This window comes from Petrocella atlantisensis, assembly GCF_900538275.1.
GTDB classification, from domain to species: Bacteria; Bacillota; Clostridia; order Lachnospirales; family Vallitaleaceae; genus Petrocella; species Petrocella atlantisensis.
The window spans coordinates 2,504,688-2,519,876 of record NZ_LR130778.1; the positions used below are offsets into that span (position 1 = coordinate 2,504,688).

The window sequence follows — 15,189 nt, forward strand, 5'->3', positions numbered from 1 at the left end:
ATCATAGTAATAACATCTCAGAAAAGAGTATGGTATTACTGTTTTGTGTGTTCGGACAAATATGGTATAGCAGGAGGATAAATCATGGTTTTAATTAGTGCATGTCTTGCAGGTATTAACTGTAAATATAACGGTGAAAGCAATGCTGATCCAGTTATAACAGAACTTCTACAAACAGGTAAAGCCTTACCGGTCTGTCCGGAAGTACTAGGCGGATTGGGAATACCACGACCGGCTTGTGAGCAAGTCAACAAACCGGATGGAACGCACCGTATTATGAGCATAGACGGCATAGATGTTACCGAAGCATTTGAACACGGGGCTCATAGAACCTTGGCCATCTGTAAAGCAGCGGGCATAACCGAAGCCATCTTACAAGAACGCAGTCCATCCTGTGGAAAAGATCAGATCTACGATGGTACTTTTAGTGGCACGTTGATTCCAGGCAACGGCAGAGCGGCTCATTTGTTGCTGGATCATGGCATAAAAGTCTATACAAAAGATGAATGGATAAATAAGGTGGGAAAAGAGCAAGTATGAAAAAAACAAATGCTATGCGATTATTAGATCGTGATAAGATTCCATACACAGCTTATGAATACGAAGTCATAGATGGCAAAACGGATGGGTTAACGGTCGCCATGTCAATTAATCAAGAACCTGAGCGTGTCTATAAGACACTAGTAACCATAGGCGCCAGTCGGACCTATTATGTCTACGTCATCCCGGTAGCCAAAGAACTAGACCTGAAAAAAGCCGCAAAAGTAGCCGGTGAGAAAAAGATAGATATGATACCAATGAAGGACCTTCTTCCGACCACAGGCTATATCCATGGTGGATGTTCCCCGGTAGGCATGAAGAAACTGTTTAAGACCTTCATAGATGAAAGTTGTAAAAACCACAAGACCCTTATATTAAGTGGTGGGGCAAGAGGAGTTCAGGTTGAAGTTGAACTGGAAGACCTGTTAAGAGTTACCAGTGCTGAAGTTGAAGCGGTTGTATAAGAAAAATGGTTAAGGAAATAATAGATAAGAAGATAGGGTGAAATGTATGTTGGCATCTATTATTTTAGGAATAATTTAAGTATCCGTTGTAATTTACAGAAGTAGATCTAATGAAAATTACAAAGTTACAGTAGCAATCTTGATAAAAAAACAAAGTTCTTTGTATGCAAAGAGGTAAATCTAAATACGACTATATTTCTTACAAGTGGGAATTTCCCGGTGGAAAAGTAGAGGGAGGAGAGGCTTATGAGGTATGCCTTGCAAGAGAATTGAATGAAGAGCTGGGAATTGAAATAGTTATTAGCAAATTAAAGTACTTTATGTTGGTGGAACATACCTATCAGGACTTTGCTTTTGAAGTGCACTGCTATTTGTACAAATTAGATTCTCGTGAATATGTGAGGCGAGTGCATATTGATCATAGGTGGCTTAATATAGAGAAATTATTGGAATTAAATTGGGCGCTAGCTGATGTACCTGTAGTAGAGAAGTTGATAAAGGAGCATTTATGAGTCAGAGGGAAGAAGTTCAAGCGGAGATATCAAAAAGTATTTATGCAGGGGTGATTAATGGAGAGAGTGAGTCTCTTGAGAAATATCGACCTAAATTATTAGTTAATAACTACCAGAATGGCACTAAGATTCTCACAAGTTTGATCAAAGAATTAGAAGATTGTGATGAGTTTTATTTTAGTGTAGCTTTTATAACCTACAGTGGAGTTTTAATTCTACTAAATACTTTGAAAGAGCTAGAAGTTAGAAACATCAAGGGGAAGATTTTGGCTTCTCAGTATTTGAATTTTACAGACCCTAGTGCTCTAAAGAAGCTATTGTCTTTTAACAATATTGAACTTAGAGTTTCAACTAATGAAAGCCTTCACACCAAAGGGTATATCTTCAAAAAAGGTGATCAATATAATATCATAGTTGGTAGTAGTAATATGACTCAGAATGCTCTTGGTAAAAATAAAGAATGGAACATTCGAATTTCATCAATGGATAAGGGTTCTATTATTAAAGAAACCCTTGATGAATTTAATCGGACATTCAATCACGCCACGAGAGTCACAGATAAATGGATAGAGGCCTATCATACTATCTATAATTTTAGTCGTAACGATCGAGAAAACAAGCAAGTTATCGATAATTTTCTTGGAGAAGCTGAACTAATCACTCTACCACAAGTTGAGCCAAATAAGATGCAAATAGAAGCATTAGAGGGAATTTCCAGAATACGTAAAAGTGGTGAGAAGAAAGCTTTGTTGATATCTGCTACAGGAACAGGTAAAACATATCTAGCGGCATTTGATGTAAAGAATACAAACCCTAAGAGGCTCTTATTCTTAGCACATAGAGAACAAATTCTTAACCAATCCATTGAAAGTTTCAAAAAGGTATTAGGGAATAGTAATAAATATGGCAAGTTATCAGGTACATCGACAATAAAAGATGAGGAATATATCTTCTCTACTGTTCAGACAATGTCTAAAGATCATGTTCTTGGTAAGTTTGATGAAAAATATTTTGATTATATCGTAGTTGATGAAAGTCATAGAGCGGGTGCAGATACTTATCAAAAGATCTTGAATCATTTTGAAGCAAAATTTTTATTAGGGATGACAGCAACTCCAGAGCGATCAGATGAGCACAATATCTGTGCTGACTTCGACTATAACATTGCATATGAAATACGTCTTCAAGAAGCAATGAAAGAGGAGATGTTATGCCCTTTCCATTATTTTGGTATAACAGAATTGAGTGTTGATGGCACTGTTATTGATGATGAGACAGAGTTTAAGTATCTTATATCTGAAGAACGTGTTAAGAATATCATAGACAAAATCTTATTTTATACTCCGAATAAATTAATTACTAAAGGTTTGATTTTTTGCTCGAAGAATGATGAGGCTAATGAATTATCCAATGCCTTTAATCATCATGGATTTAGGACCATTGCTTTAAGCGGATCTAATACGCAAGAAGAAAGAGAAGAGGCAATTGAACGACTTGAAGACTCAATATCTACAGATCGATTAGATTATATCTTCTCTGTAGATATCTTCAACGAGGGCGTGGATATTCCTCAGATCAATCAAGTTATTATGTTGAGACCGACCAAATCAGCGATAATATTTGTACAACAATTAGGTAGAGGACTCCGTAAGCATCTAACAAAAGAGTTTGTGATGATACTGGACTTTATAGGTAATTACAAAAATAATTTTATGATTCCAATGGCTCTGTCTGATGATCGAAGTTATAACAAAGACAATATTAGAAGATTTGTAGCAGAAGGAAGCCGGGTTATACCAGGATGTTCAACGATTAATTTCGATGAGATTGCTAAGAAGAAGATTTATGAGTCTATAGATCATGTGAATTTTAATAGCGTTGAATATATAAAAGAAAGTTATAAGAACTTAAACTATAGGCTAGGGAAAATTCCAACATATATGGATTTTGAGGAGCATGACTCCATGGATTTGGCAAGATTGTTTGAGAATAAATCACTGAGGTCTTATCATAACTTCTTGAAGAAATATGAACCATCATATACAATTAAATTCACAGAAGAGCAAGAACTATACTTGTGCTTCATTTCAACTAAATTCGCAATAGGTAAAAGACCTCACGAGTTAATTTTCATTCAGGCTATCCTTGGAAATGAGGAAAGTCCATCTGAATTCATGAAAGAAAAACTTGAAAACTATTATGGTATTCATTACTTTGAGAAGACATTAACTAATGTGTATAGTGTACTATCAAATGAATTCCAAACTGGTACTTCTAAAAATACTTATGAGGATTCATTGATTGTAGAAGAAGAAGATGGAAAATATAAGATCAGTCATAACTTCATTAACTGTCTTGAAGACAATAGTTTTAAAGAACATTTGAAAGAGCTAATAGAATTTGGTCTGTATCGTTATGAAAAGTACTATGGAAAAAGTCACAAGAATTCTAGTTTTGCTTTATATCAGAAGTATTCATACGAAGATGTATGTCGCTTACTAGAGTGGAAAAGTAATATAGTTTCATTGAACATTGGTGGTTATAAATATGATGAACCAACCAAGACATTCCCAGTCTTCATTAACTATCATAAGGCCGAGGACATAAGTGAAACAACTAAATACGAAGATGAATTTATCTCAAATACCTTGTTAAAAGGAATTTCAAAAGCAAAGCGAAATATAAGTTCTAAGGATGTACAGACCTTTATACAATCAGAAGATCTAGGCGTTCACATAGAGATATTTGTCAGGAAAAATAAAGATGATAATGGGTCCAAAGAATTCTACTACTTAGGAAGGTCTAAAATTACTGGTACTCCAGTACAGTTTAAAATGCCTGGGACAAACGCTGACGCGGTAGAGATGATTCATCAACTTGAAACAGCTGTCCGAGAAGATGTTTATGACTATTTGACAGAGGAATAACCATTAAGAAGTTACTAATTCGAGGACGTGGGAAAGTGGCTAGTAAAAGGGTTTAGGTCATCATGAAATGAGTGAATAAGGAGCCACAATGTCAATCAACTACTACAACACCAACGCTCAAAACTTCATCAACGATACATTCAACCTAACCATGTCAGATTTAATGGATGAATTCCTATCATTTGTTCCAGACAAAGGAATTATCCTAGATCTTGGCTGTGGTTCTGGTCGGGATTCTGTGGAGTTCCAGCGTCGTGGCTACGAAGTAGTCGCTGTGGATGGTTCACAGGCCATGATTGACCATGTAGTTAAGTTCCTTGGCAATTATGCAGTGTGTTCTACTTTTGCTGACTATGAGACGGATATTAGGTTTCATGGCATATGGGCACTTGCTTCATTGCTTCATGTGCCAGAGGAAGATATGGCTCAGGTGATTCGAAAATACCTTGGTCTGTTAGTAGATGAAGGTATTTTCTTAATGTCTTTTAAGAACCGTGATATGAATTATGAAAAGGATGGACGCATATTCACATGCTATACTAAGGATAAGTTAGCAAGTCTATTATCTGAAGTTGGGTCCTTAGATGTGATTAAGTATTTTGAAACTGTGGATAGACGTGAGGACCGACAAGACGAGAAGTGGATAAGTGTAATCATTAAGAAATCAGCAAGAGATATGACCAAGGGATAGATGAGCTTTAGAATCCGTGATGGAAGTGGGGTGGCAGAATGCAACTGGATATGAATCGACAGGAAGCCATATGGCTTGAGAGAATGTTGGAGAGATCTAATATGGTAACCAGTTATAAAGCCTATTGGATGATAGGTGTGCTAGAAGAGATTATTGAAGGCCATGATGTAATAGATTTTGATAAAGTGGTTTCACGAATGATTACCAATTCTTGGTATCCAATCATTCAGTATAAGCTGAACTTCGGTTTTCAAGACCAACTTGGTAAGGTAATCTATTATATCAATGATACTTATCATTATGGCGCAGAGATCAAAAAAACCAATCTATTGAATCTACTATGCTTTTCATCAGAGTTGTTAGGCGACACTACCTTGCAAAACATGAAGAAGGCATTTTATAACATGGCCCCTTATAGATTGCTATCTCCTTTTTTTAGAGAAAAAACAAAAGGCCTAAAAGATCAGAAGAAGAATCGACTTATCACACAGCTATCTCAAGATAGTCAGGATTGTTTTTATAAAATTGATGAGCCAAATAAAATGATTATCGTCAACCCTCACTGGATGGATTACATTAATGAGAATCAAGTAGTGATCAAAGGCTGGCTTCAGAATAAGTTAATCATATACCTTCAAGTCAAAAACCCAAGTGTGCCAAGCATCCCATTTAAGCTTGAACCTCCAAGTAGTCGGAATCTTACCAAAGCGACGAATTACTGGAAAAGATTCAATATGGTTGAACCTATTAAAGACATCTATACAGGCAAGCCATTAACTTCAGAATACTATGAAGAACTAGGTGCCTTTAGTATCGATCATTTTATTCCATGGAGCTTCGTCTTACATGATGAATTATGGAATCTAATGCCAACCTTCAAGCACATCAATAGTTCAAAGAGTGATAAACTTCCATTATTGGACAAGTATTTAATGGAATTTTGTGACCTTCAATATAGAGCCATTAACTACATGAAGCAGTCCACTTCCAATCAAAAAATACTTGAAGATTACTTAACCATTGGTGGTAGTGACACAACGGCCTCTATCATAAAAAAAGGCAGTTATGTCGATCAAGTAATCTTTACAGAATCCATAAAATCAGCTCTAATGCCAATCTATCAGATTGCTTATAACCAAGGGTTTGAGGTATGGGAACATTAATCATTATTTCACTTTTGAAAAAATAAAGCAGGTTATTATAAAAGAAGATATTGTATCAACAGAGGATTTAGCCCCAGAAGGTTTAATGTTTTGTGAAGCAATCCACAGGAGGCATAAAATGACTAACAAATCGATAGAAGCTACGCAAACTAAGAATCATCAGAATATGATCCTAACCCCAAAGAAATCGGATATCATATATATAAGAAGAGCTCATTATCATGAAACAGATCAAATGGGCATTGTACATCACTCGAATTTCATTAAATGGTTTGAAGAAGCAAGGATACATCTGATGAAGGCTATAGGAACTTCATACAAAATAATGGAAGAAGAAGGGGTTATAAGTCCAGTGGTTAGCATGTTTTGTGAGTACAAGACCATGGTCGGATTTGATGATGAAGTCTTCATTCATATCGAAATAATAGACTATAATAGTATAGCGTTCAAAGTGAAGTATAGAGTAACCAACGATGATGAATCAATTAGTTATGCCGTTGGTGAGAGCAAGCATTGTTTTTTGAGTAAAGAGATGAGAATCATCGCCCTTAAGAAGAGTCATCCGCATATTAATGAAATATTCATGGCCGAGTTTACTAAGAACTCTTAGTAAGAATTATATTATCGACTATCTGTTAAGGCAAAAAGGGGTTACATTTTTAGTCACAAGACAAAAGATGGCCATGCAAGCCCATTCATCTTCAGGGGCAAAGCCGACCATGTAAGCTATTCTGGTTCCAAGTCAGTCAGCTTCGTATGGGAGCTTGAAGCACCAATGCCTGCAAGATTCTGAAGAGAATCTTAACCTTGCCAACTAATTTCATGTTAACCTAAGGAGATCTTATGTCCATCCATGTTGTTGCTGCTATTATTAGGAATAAAAAAAATCAGATACTAATCGCTAGGCGTAGGGAAGGGAAATCTCTAGCTGGGTATTTTGAATTCCCAGGTGGAAAAGTAGATGAAGGTGAATCTCATGAAGTGGCTCTTATTAGGGAGATCTACGAAGAGTTGGGACTACATATTGAAGTGGGTACATTCGTTAAAGAATCTGAATACACTTATGAGTTTGGAACAATTCATTTGCATGGATATGATTGCTCGATTATAGGAGAGATACCGGACAAGATCGAATCAATAGACCATGACCAAGTGCTGTGGGTTGAAACAGATGAATTAGTGAGATATAGATTTGCACCGGCTGATATACCGATTGTCGCTGTATTAGGTGGTTAATGGTGAAGAGTATTTGCTTACAAGCGAATGGTATGAGCGGAATAAATCATACTATACTTTTTGGTTGAATTGCTTAGGTTATAAGTAAGAATATAAGGAGATGCAGCAATATGAATGAACACGATGATTTAATTAAAGAATTGGAAAATATAGTGGAACAGGACTATGAAAAATTTTATGCCATCGTTTATCGTATTACTGAATCTCATCAAGACACAGAGGATGTTCTCCAAAACAGTTTCCTAAAAGCTTACAAAAATCTGAAGAACTTTAGAAAACAATCAAAATTATCAACCTGGTTTTATCGTATAGCTATTAATGAAAGTTATCGATATATGCAGTCATGGAAGAAATTACCTGTCATTGCAATCGTTGAAGATTTGAATATAAATGAAACAACTTTTTTTGGGAATTTAGAATATGATGAAAACTTTGTTGATGTATTGATTGTAGAAGAAATGCGTGAAAAATGTATACGTGGCTTTTTGAAATGTGTTCCACAGAAGATGCGTGTTGTTTTTTTGCTTAAGACGTGCATTAATCTTAAAAACAAAGAAATTGCTGAAATTCTTGAAATTAAAGAAAATAATGTAAAAGTACTTCTCCACAGAGCCAGAAAACAACTTAAAGAGATGTTTGAATACCGTTGTAACTTAATTGACCCGAGTAAACCCTGTAAGTGTTATCTATGGATTAAATATATGAAGGATCATGATTATCCTATTCCTGAAGGACACAATCAATATAAGAACAACGAATTACTTACAATCCATTTCAAGAATATGTCCAAACTCAAAAAAATGCACTATTTATTTCAGGTGGAAAATACAATGGATAAAGATACTTTTATAGCAAAAATAAAAACTTTATCGGAAATTTTGTAACCTTAGGATTCTTCTATGTGTCTAAGCATTGTAAACATTATTAGAAGAGGAGGATTCAAATGAATTCAAGAATTGTAGCACCTTGTGGTATTGATTGTTTTAACTGTGAGTTGTATGAATCAAATGTGACAGAAGTTCTTAGAGAGCGGATATCTACAAATCTCAAGATCCCCAAAGCGTTAGTAACTTGTAAAGGGTGTCACGACGGTAACCAATGTCTGTTCCTTGATTTGCAGGGTAAAACCTGTGAGACGTTAGCCTGCGCCAATGATAAAGGTGTTGACTATTGTTTTGAATGTGATACTTTTCCTTGTAAACTTCTTATGCCATTAGCAAATGGCGCTGATCGTTTCCCCCAAAACATGAAAGTGTATAACTTATGTATAATGAAACGAATAGGCGTAGAAGCATGGGCAGATGAGGCTTTGGACATCCGCAAAATCTATTTTGGCAAAGAACTTGAAATCGGAAAAGGTGGTTGTTAAGTACCTCAAAGGAAAAGTCTATGTGTGAATCGTTTGGGTTACTGGTAAAAAATTAGCATTAAAATGAGGCTGGATCAAATAGAGAATATTCATTGGATTGCAAAAAGAGTTTATGATAAGATCTATTATGAAGCTATATTGACTTAGGAAAGAATTTAGGGATAGATGTGAAAGTAGGATAAGATGGAAAAACTAAGATTTGCTACAATTGGAACTAACTTTATAGTTGAGAGATTTCTTGAGGCATCGCTAAATATTGATGAGATTAAGTTAAGTGCTGTCTACTCAAGGTCAATTGACAACGCTCGAAAACTACTAAAAGACAGTGAGGCAGTAAAAATTTATACGGATTTAAATGAATTAGCAACTGCAGAAGATATTGACTTTGTATATATTGCTAGTCCAACTTCATTACATATGGAACATAGCATTAAAATGTTGGAAGCAGGCAAACATGTTATTTGCGAGAAACCAATGGCAAGTAACAGTAGAGAATATTATTATATGAAAGAAGCTGCAAGAAAAAATAATGTTGTACTTTTTGAGGCAATGAGACCTTTGTATCATCCTTCATGGAAGATTATTCAAGAAGGTATGAATAGAATCGGTAGAATTCATAAAGCAAGATTAAGTTTTTGCAAGTACTCGTCTAGATATGATAATTTTAAAAGAGGTATTATAGAAAATGCTTTCAGACCTGAATTATCAAATGGTGCAGTGATGGATATAGGTATTTATTGTATTGAAGCAATGTTAAGTTTGTTTGGTAAACCACAAAAAATTAATACTCATGGCTATGTTATAAAGAATAGTATAGACGCCTACGGCGTGATAATAGCATCTTATGAAAATATGATCTGCTGTTTAGATTATTCAAAAATCACAAATTCAGAAACACCTTGTGAAATACAAGGAGAAGATGCTACGTTGTATTTTGATAAAATTGCTTGCCCAAGCAAAGTTTGGATTAATAAAACCAATGGCGAAGAAGAAGTTCTGTTTCACAAAGAGATATATGGGGATATGAAATATGAGATTCATGCTTTTATAAATCTAATTAGGGATAATATAACTGAAGAAACACATGAGGATATAACAGAATCTGCCTTGTTGCTTACGGATCAGGTAAGAGCTGATTTAGGTATTGTTTTTCCTAATGATGTCTTATAGAAGCGTATTTGCTTACAAGCAAATGGTATGAGCGGAATAAATTTAGAGATAGATGCCCTATTCAAAGAGTATAGTCAAGTTTAGTATAGTCGTAACCATACTAAACTTGACTATGCTCTTTGGATATGTTAACATGAATTTATTATAGACGGAGAGGAAGAAAACCATGTTTGTTGGAAGAACAAATGAATTAGATTATTTAAATACCAAATACACAAGTTCAAATGCTGAATTCATTGTTTTATACGGTAGAAGACGTATTGGTAAAACTGAGATCTTGAGAGAATTTGTTAAAGACAAAAAGCATGTATTCTATTCAGGTCATCAAATAACTGACTTCATGCAACTTAATAGAGTTACTAGTGTTATGACAGAGCATTTTAACAAAAAGATTTATAGTGATTCTTTTAATCAGTGGGAGCAAGTGTTTTCTTATATAAGTGAGAATCTAATTGAGGAAGAAAAAACTGTGATTATTTTTGATGAATTTCCTTATATGGTAGAGGGAAATTCAAGTATACCTTCAGTACTTCAATCAATCTGGGATCATAGTCTGTCAAAGAAGAATATATTAATCATTTTATGTGGGTCATCCATAAGTTTTATGAAGAATGAATTGTTAAGTGAGAAAAATCCTCTTTATGGAAGAACAACAGGTGTCTTAAAAATTACAGAAATGGATTTTGAATCTTCCCTAGGGTTTTATCCAAATATTGATTTTCATGAGCAAGTAGCTTTCTATAGTGTGTTTAGCGGCGTGCCTTATTATCTCAGTCGTATCAATAGAGAAAAGTCACTAAAAGAAAATATTATAACAAGTATTTTACAAAATGGGTCAGTATTATTTAATGAAGTTGAATTTCTATTGAAGCAAGAACTTCGGGAAGTTAGTGTTTATAATACAATTATTACGGCTATAGCATTAGGCCGTACAAAACAAAATGAAATAGTCCAATTGTCAGGTGTTGAAAAAACAAAGTTGACATATTATCTAAATAGCCTCATTGATTTGGGGATTATTAGAAAAGAATTCCCAAGTACGATTAAAACTAAGGAAATGGTGAAATCAAGAGTAGGATTATATATACTCGATAACAGTTTTTTTAGGTTCTATTATCGATTTGTATATCCGCACGTATCTGAACTAATGGATGGAAATATTGATATCATATATGAAGATATTATTGAAAAACAATTAATGGATTTTATAGGTTATGAATTCGAAAAAATAGCAATAGCACATGTAAGAAACATTAACCAAAGAAAGGAAATCCCATTAAGGCTAATTAGAATAGGTAGATGGTGGGATAAGAATAAGGAAATAGATATTGTTGGTTATGATATAAGCCATAACTTTATATTTGGTGAATGCAAGTGGAGAAATGAAAAGCTAGGTGTCCCTGTTTTAAAGCAGTTACAAGATAAGAGTATGGCTATTAAGGAAGAAGTAAGAGATAAATATTATATACTTTTTTCAAAATCAGGTTTTACAGATGAACTAAAGAATCTCGCCTTAATAGATGACAAGATTATCTTGGTAGATTACAATTTAGCAAAGGGTGGCTTCGGAATAAATTAATCATTTACCTTCAAGTTAAAAATCCGAGTGTGTCAAGAATCCCCTTTAAGCTTGGAGTCAAGAGGAATATGTAACGAAAAGCAGAGGTATATGGATTATTTTAGAAAAAAATATCCTCGAAGATCCGCGTTTGAAAAGGAACTTGAAAGGTATGGATACGTAGGTTAAAGTATAAATGTATAAGTGCGTTAATAGAAGATTTGGAAATAGATTTTACTTTTAAGGGAGTGAATATAAATGGAACCTTCAAAAAAAGATTGGAAACTATTTAAAGACAAGATTGGTTCATGGCAGGAGTCATACATGGAAAAGCTCATTAAAGAATATATGACCTTTTTGAATGATGACTTGCCTGCATCAACAAAATTTTGGGAGTTGGAAAAGAAAATCAAACAAGATAAAAAGAAGCCAGGGGTGATTCTCGAGCTAAGAAAGCGTGATATGCTCTTTGATATTATACGCCTAATCAACGATGGCGTGATAACAATGGATAATCTTTCGGATTTTACGGATGAATTAAGGGAGAATGTGAAGGTTTTACAGGAGAGATTGAATTATGAAATATGAAATCAACTGCAGTAAATATGTTGGAATAGAACCTGAACCGGTTAACGCGGAGTTTATAAAACTCGATATAATGATGCAAGAAGGATATGGTTATGAATTGAATGGGGATTCTCACAAGGCTGTGACATGCTGGAAAGATGCATTCGATGAATTAACTGCATATTTTGAGGAAAATCATTTATGCGATTTGAAATCCTTTGATGATATATTCAATGGTACACAATATATACGAAATTGGGTTCAGGATTATGATGATTCCCTTAGAAATGTTCTTTTGGACGCAGATGAGGAATCTAAAGAAAAGATAGGAATGTTAAAAATTGAGTTGCTAGGCTTTTTGATAAGCTTGAATGTGGAAAATGATTTGAATATTCATAACCTTAAAAGATCTTTAGCTGAAACATATTATTTAATGGGACAACCTGAAGTTGGAGAACAACATTTTATCCAGTTAATTGACGATTATCCGGATAATGAATGGGGATACATAGGTTATTCTGATGAATATTGGATGGGCTACTCCAAGTATAAAGATTTTGATAAGGCTTTTAAGATATTAAACAAAGCATATAACCGTCTATCAATAATAGAGAGTGACATTATTGCTGAAAGATTAACTGACCTGATGATTGTTAAGAAGAAAATGGAGCTTGAGAATTTTAATGCGACAGAAGCATTTAGAAATTGGACTCAGTTCAACGATGAAAGACCGATAATACCGGAGTATGCCGTCTTGTATCAGCAATTATTCGATGCAAGAGAGGAAAGGCTAGGAAAACCGAAAGGAAAAGTTGCTGCGAACGATGGATTCAATCAACAACCTCTAGTAAAAGAGAAGAAAATCGGACGTAATGAACCATGTCCTTGTGGATCAGGGAAAAAGTATAAAAAATGCTGTGGAAAATAGATAAACAGTAAAAAAGGAGAAAGGATACGATGCAAATAGCATTAACAGGTAAATTGGCAAAAGCTTTAGGTATGAAACCACCGGCTATAGACGAAAATATAGATCCTCTGTTCACATGGACAGCAAACTGGGCAAAAGTGTGGGAAAACCGCAGAACCGAGGACCTGCTTGTTTTAGTTAATAATGCCACTCGTTTTACTGTTGCAGTGTATCAGGTTAAAAGGAAAGACCTGAATAAGATTGAGGAAAAGATAAAAAATGCAATCAGAAATACATTGTTGGCATATAATCTGAATACAGAAATGGTGGATGTGTACTTGGATCTTTCAGGTGCAATTGAATATACCAAGAACAGTAGCAGACATGCTTCAGCCTGGGTAACGAAGGCTGGTTTGGAGTGCTCCTTCCATATTGGAAGAGAATATAATGGCATTGATAAGATGTACAGTGATGTAATAGGTGTGGCTTCAAACTATAGAATCGTTAATTATTCAAACAATAAAGGCGAAGGATTTTATACATATAAGGCTATGATCAAGGCAATGGAAGATCTGACAGGATTACAGCCATACAAAAGCCGTGCATTTGAATTGAGAATTACTCTTGATCTTGAAGTTTATACTGCGGAAAGAAAGATTCTTGTACCAGCAAACTTGAGTTTTACAAATATGCATAAGGTGATACAGAAACTTTTTGACTGGAGTAACTATCATCTCTATAATTTCACAGTATTTAACCAATTGACTGGGGACAAGGAGCTTAGTCTGGTACCCTTTATGGAGGACCTGGAATATGATAGCAGCGCTATTATCATGAAAGAACACACCTTATCTGATGTTTTTCCTAAAAGTAAGAAGATGGTCTATACATATGATTTTGGAGATAACTGGAAACATGACATTGAATTGGTTCAGGTGATTGAAGAATATGACGGTGAACTTCCGTATCTTATAGAGGCAAAAGGACAAACGCCACCTGAAGGTGTCGGGGGTATAGGCGGATTTGTTGAATTCAGGGAAATCATGCTGGACAAAGATAATCCCAATTATGAAGAAACCAAGAATTGGTCGAGACTCTGGACACCGGAACTTAGCGAATGGAAAAGTCGTCCTAGGGTGATTGATGTCTGGTGGTAGAAGATTAAATAAAGTTAATCATATAGATAAAAATTATTGCTTAGAGATGTAATACTTTTTGGTTGAATAGCTTAGGTTATAAGTAAGAACAATGCATTAAAATGAGGCTGTATCATGAAAGATATTAGAAAAGACAACTTAACATAAAATCCACCTTAGAACCATTATAGGGTGGATTTTTTATGGTCGCTTATCAGAAAAAATATAATCAGTAATGCCTTTTATTGCTTTTTTATGCCTTTCAGAAATATTTCAAAATGCTTCAGAGCTTGTTCCTTTAATTCAAAATCAGGATGCCTAATGCACCACTCATAGGTGAGTCCTCTAAAGGCAATCATCAAGTGTCTCGAAAGTGTATCTACTGGGATTTCTGTTATAAATTCACCTTGATTGACACCTTTTTGAAGTATGTCGTTAAACATTTTGTAGATGTCCCTATTGTAACCGGATATAGCATCCATGTTTATAGTTCTTTCTAGCTGCACTCTGTATAGCGTATTCATATGGTCATAACCTATTGAATGGGTAAGAACATCTGCAATTTTTCCTACCAGTGACATTAGAATATCCGAGGCTGATGTCATATCTAAAGATAAAATATAATTTTTATAGTCTAAATCAATCTCATTTACATAATCACCAATCAAAGAGACAAGCAAAGCGTCCTTTGATTCAAAATGAACATAGAAGCTTCCTTTAGAAACTTTAGCTGTTTCTACTATGGTATCTACGCTTACTTTCTGAAAACCCTTTGCTCTAAACAAACGGTTGGCAGTCTCGTAGATTCTTTTTTTTGTTTCTAGTGCGTTAATTTGTCTGCTATTGATCTTCTTTTTATCCATATAATATCTCCTTTATTGACACAAAAAGTCGAAGATGTTACAATGACTACAGTCATTGAAAATCATTTCTTTTAGTATACCATATA

14 protein-coding genes and 2 pseudogenes are annotated in these 15,189 nt (G+C 34.7%); 15 read left to right on the forward strand and 1 reads right to left on the reverse strand.

The genetic code is table 11. The features are described 5' to 3' along the window. The first annotated feature begins 84 nt into the window (after positions 1-84). From PATL70BA_RS11520 to PATL70BA_RS11590, 15 genes and pseudogenes are all read left to right on the forward strand, one after another. Positions 85-540 carry a DUF523 domain-containing protein gene (locus PATL70BA_RS11520; protein WP_125137494.1) on the forward strand — a complete coding sequence of 152 codons (456 nt, stop codon included), beginning with the start codon at positions 85-87 and terminating at the stop codon, positions 538-540. Further along, positions 537-1,004 carry a Cys-tRNA(Pro) deacylase gene (ybaK, locus tag PATL70BA_RS11525; protein WP_125137495.1) on the forward strand — a complete coding sequence of 156 codons (468 nt, stop codon included), beginning with the start codon at positions 537-539 and terminating at the stop codon, positions 1,002-1,004. The genes PATL70BA_RS11520 and ybaK overlap by 4 nt, the downstream gene beginning before the upstream one ends. Positions 1,005-1,165: 161 nt before the next feature. Further along, positions 1,166-1,516, forward strand: a pseudogene (locus PATL70BA_RS11530) ((deoxy)nucleoside triphosphate pyrophosphohydrolase); the annotation flags it as partial. Continuing rightward, positions 1,513-4,443: a DEAD/DEAH box helicase gene (locus tag PATL70BA_RS11535; protein WP_125137497.1), complete on the forward strand. Its 2,931-nt coding sequence runs from the start codon at positions 1,513-1,515 to the stop codon at positions 4,441-4,443. The pseudogene PATL70BA_RS11530 and the gene PATL70BA_RS11535, both read left to right, overlap by 4 nt. Before the next feature lie 88 nt (positions 4,444-4,531). Further along, positions 4,532-5,134: a class I SAM-dependent methyltransferase gene (locus PATL70BA_RS11540; protein ID WP_125137498.1), complete on the forward strand. Its 603-nt coding sequence runs from the start codon at positions 4,532-4,534 to the stop codon at positions 5,132-5,134. Positions 5,135-5,172: 38 nt separating this feature from the next. After that, positions 5,173-6,297 carry an HNH endonuclease domain-containing protein gene (locus PATL70BA_RS11545; RefSeq protein WP_125137499.1) on the forward strand — a complete coding sequence of 375 codons (1,125 nt, stop codon included), beginning with the start codon at positions 5,173-5,175 and terminating at the stop codon, positions 6,295-6,297. 118 nt (positions 6,298-6,415) lie between these two features. Next, entirely contained in the window at positions 6,416-6,907 is a 492-nt protein-coding gene (locus PATL70BA_RS11550) for an acyl-CoA thioesterase (protein ID WP_243115914.1), read from the forward strand. A gap of 233 nt (positions 6,908-7,140) precedes the next feature. Further along, the gene (locus PATL70BA_RS11555) at positions 7,141-7,533 is read left to right on the forward strand and encodes a (deoxy)nucleoside triphosphate pyrophosphohydrolase (protein ID WP_125137500.1); all 393 of its coding nucleotides are present in this window, start codon (positions 7,141-7,143) and stop codon (positions 7,531-7,533) included. A 110-nt stretch (positions 7,534-7,643) separates the two neighbouring features. Continuing rightward, entirely contained in the window at positions 7,644-8,417 is a 774-nt protein-coding gene (locus tag PATL70BA_RS11560; protein ID WP_125137501.1) for an RNA polymerase sigma factor, read from the forward strand. A gap of 59 nt (positions 8,418-8,476) precedes the next feature. Continuing rightward, positions 8,477-8,902, forward strand: coding sequence for a DUF3795 domain-containing protein (locus PATL70BA_RS11565; protein WP_125137502.1), 426 nt, complete (start codon positions 8,477-8,479; stop codon positions 8,900-8,902). A 183-nt stretch (positions 8,903-9,085) separates the two neighbouring features. Next, entirely contained in the window at positions 9,086-10,072 is a 987-nt protein-coding gene (locus tag PATL70BA_RS11570) for a Gfo/Idh/MocA family protein (protein ID WP_125137503.1), read from the forward strand. A 166-nt stretch (positions 10,073-10,238) separates the two neighbouring features. Continuing rightward, on the forward strand, positions 10,239-11,651 hold the full coding sequence (locus PATL70BA_RS11575; RefSeq protein WP_125137504.1) for an ATP-binding protein: 1,413 nt from the start codon (positions 10,239-10,241) through the stop codon (positions 11,649-11,651). 237 nt (positions 11,652-11,888) lie between these two features. Continuing rightward, positions 11,889-12,218 carry a hypothetical protein gene (locus tag PATL70BA_RS11580; RefSeq protein ID WP_125137505.1) on the forward strand — a complete coding sequence of 110 codons (330 nt, stop codon included), beginning with the start codon at positions 11,889-11,891 and terminating at the stop codon, positions 12,216-12,218. A gap of 826 nt (positions 12,219-13,044) precedes the next feature. Further along, positions 13,045-13,125 (forward strand): annotated as a pseudogene (locus tag PATL70BA_RS17020) (SEC-C metal-binding domain-containing protein); the annotation flags it as partial. Positions 13,126-13,154: 29 nt separating this feature from the next. Beyond that, positions 13,155-14,261 carry a plasmid pRiA4b ORF-3 family protein gene (locus PATL70BA_RS11590; RefSeq protein ID WP_125137506.1) on the forward strand — a complete coding sequence of 369 codons (1,107 nt, stop codon included), beginning with the start codon at positions 13,155-13,157 and terminating at the stop codon, positions 14,259-14,261. Between the two features lie 221 nt (positions 14,262-14,482). Here the strand turns inward: PATL70BA_RS11590 and PATL70BA_RS11595 are convergent, their stop codons facing one another. Further along, positions 14,483-15,103 carry a TetR/AcrR family transcriptional regulator gene (locus PATL70BA_RS11595; protein ID WP_125137507.1) on the reverse strand — a complete coding sequence of 207 codons (621 nt, stop codon included), beginning with the start codon at positions 15,101-15,103 and terminating at the stop codon, positions 14,483-14,485. Positions 15,104-15,189: the final 86 nt, after the last annotated feature.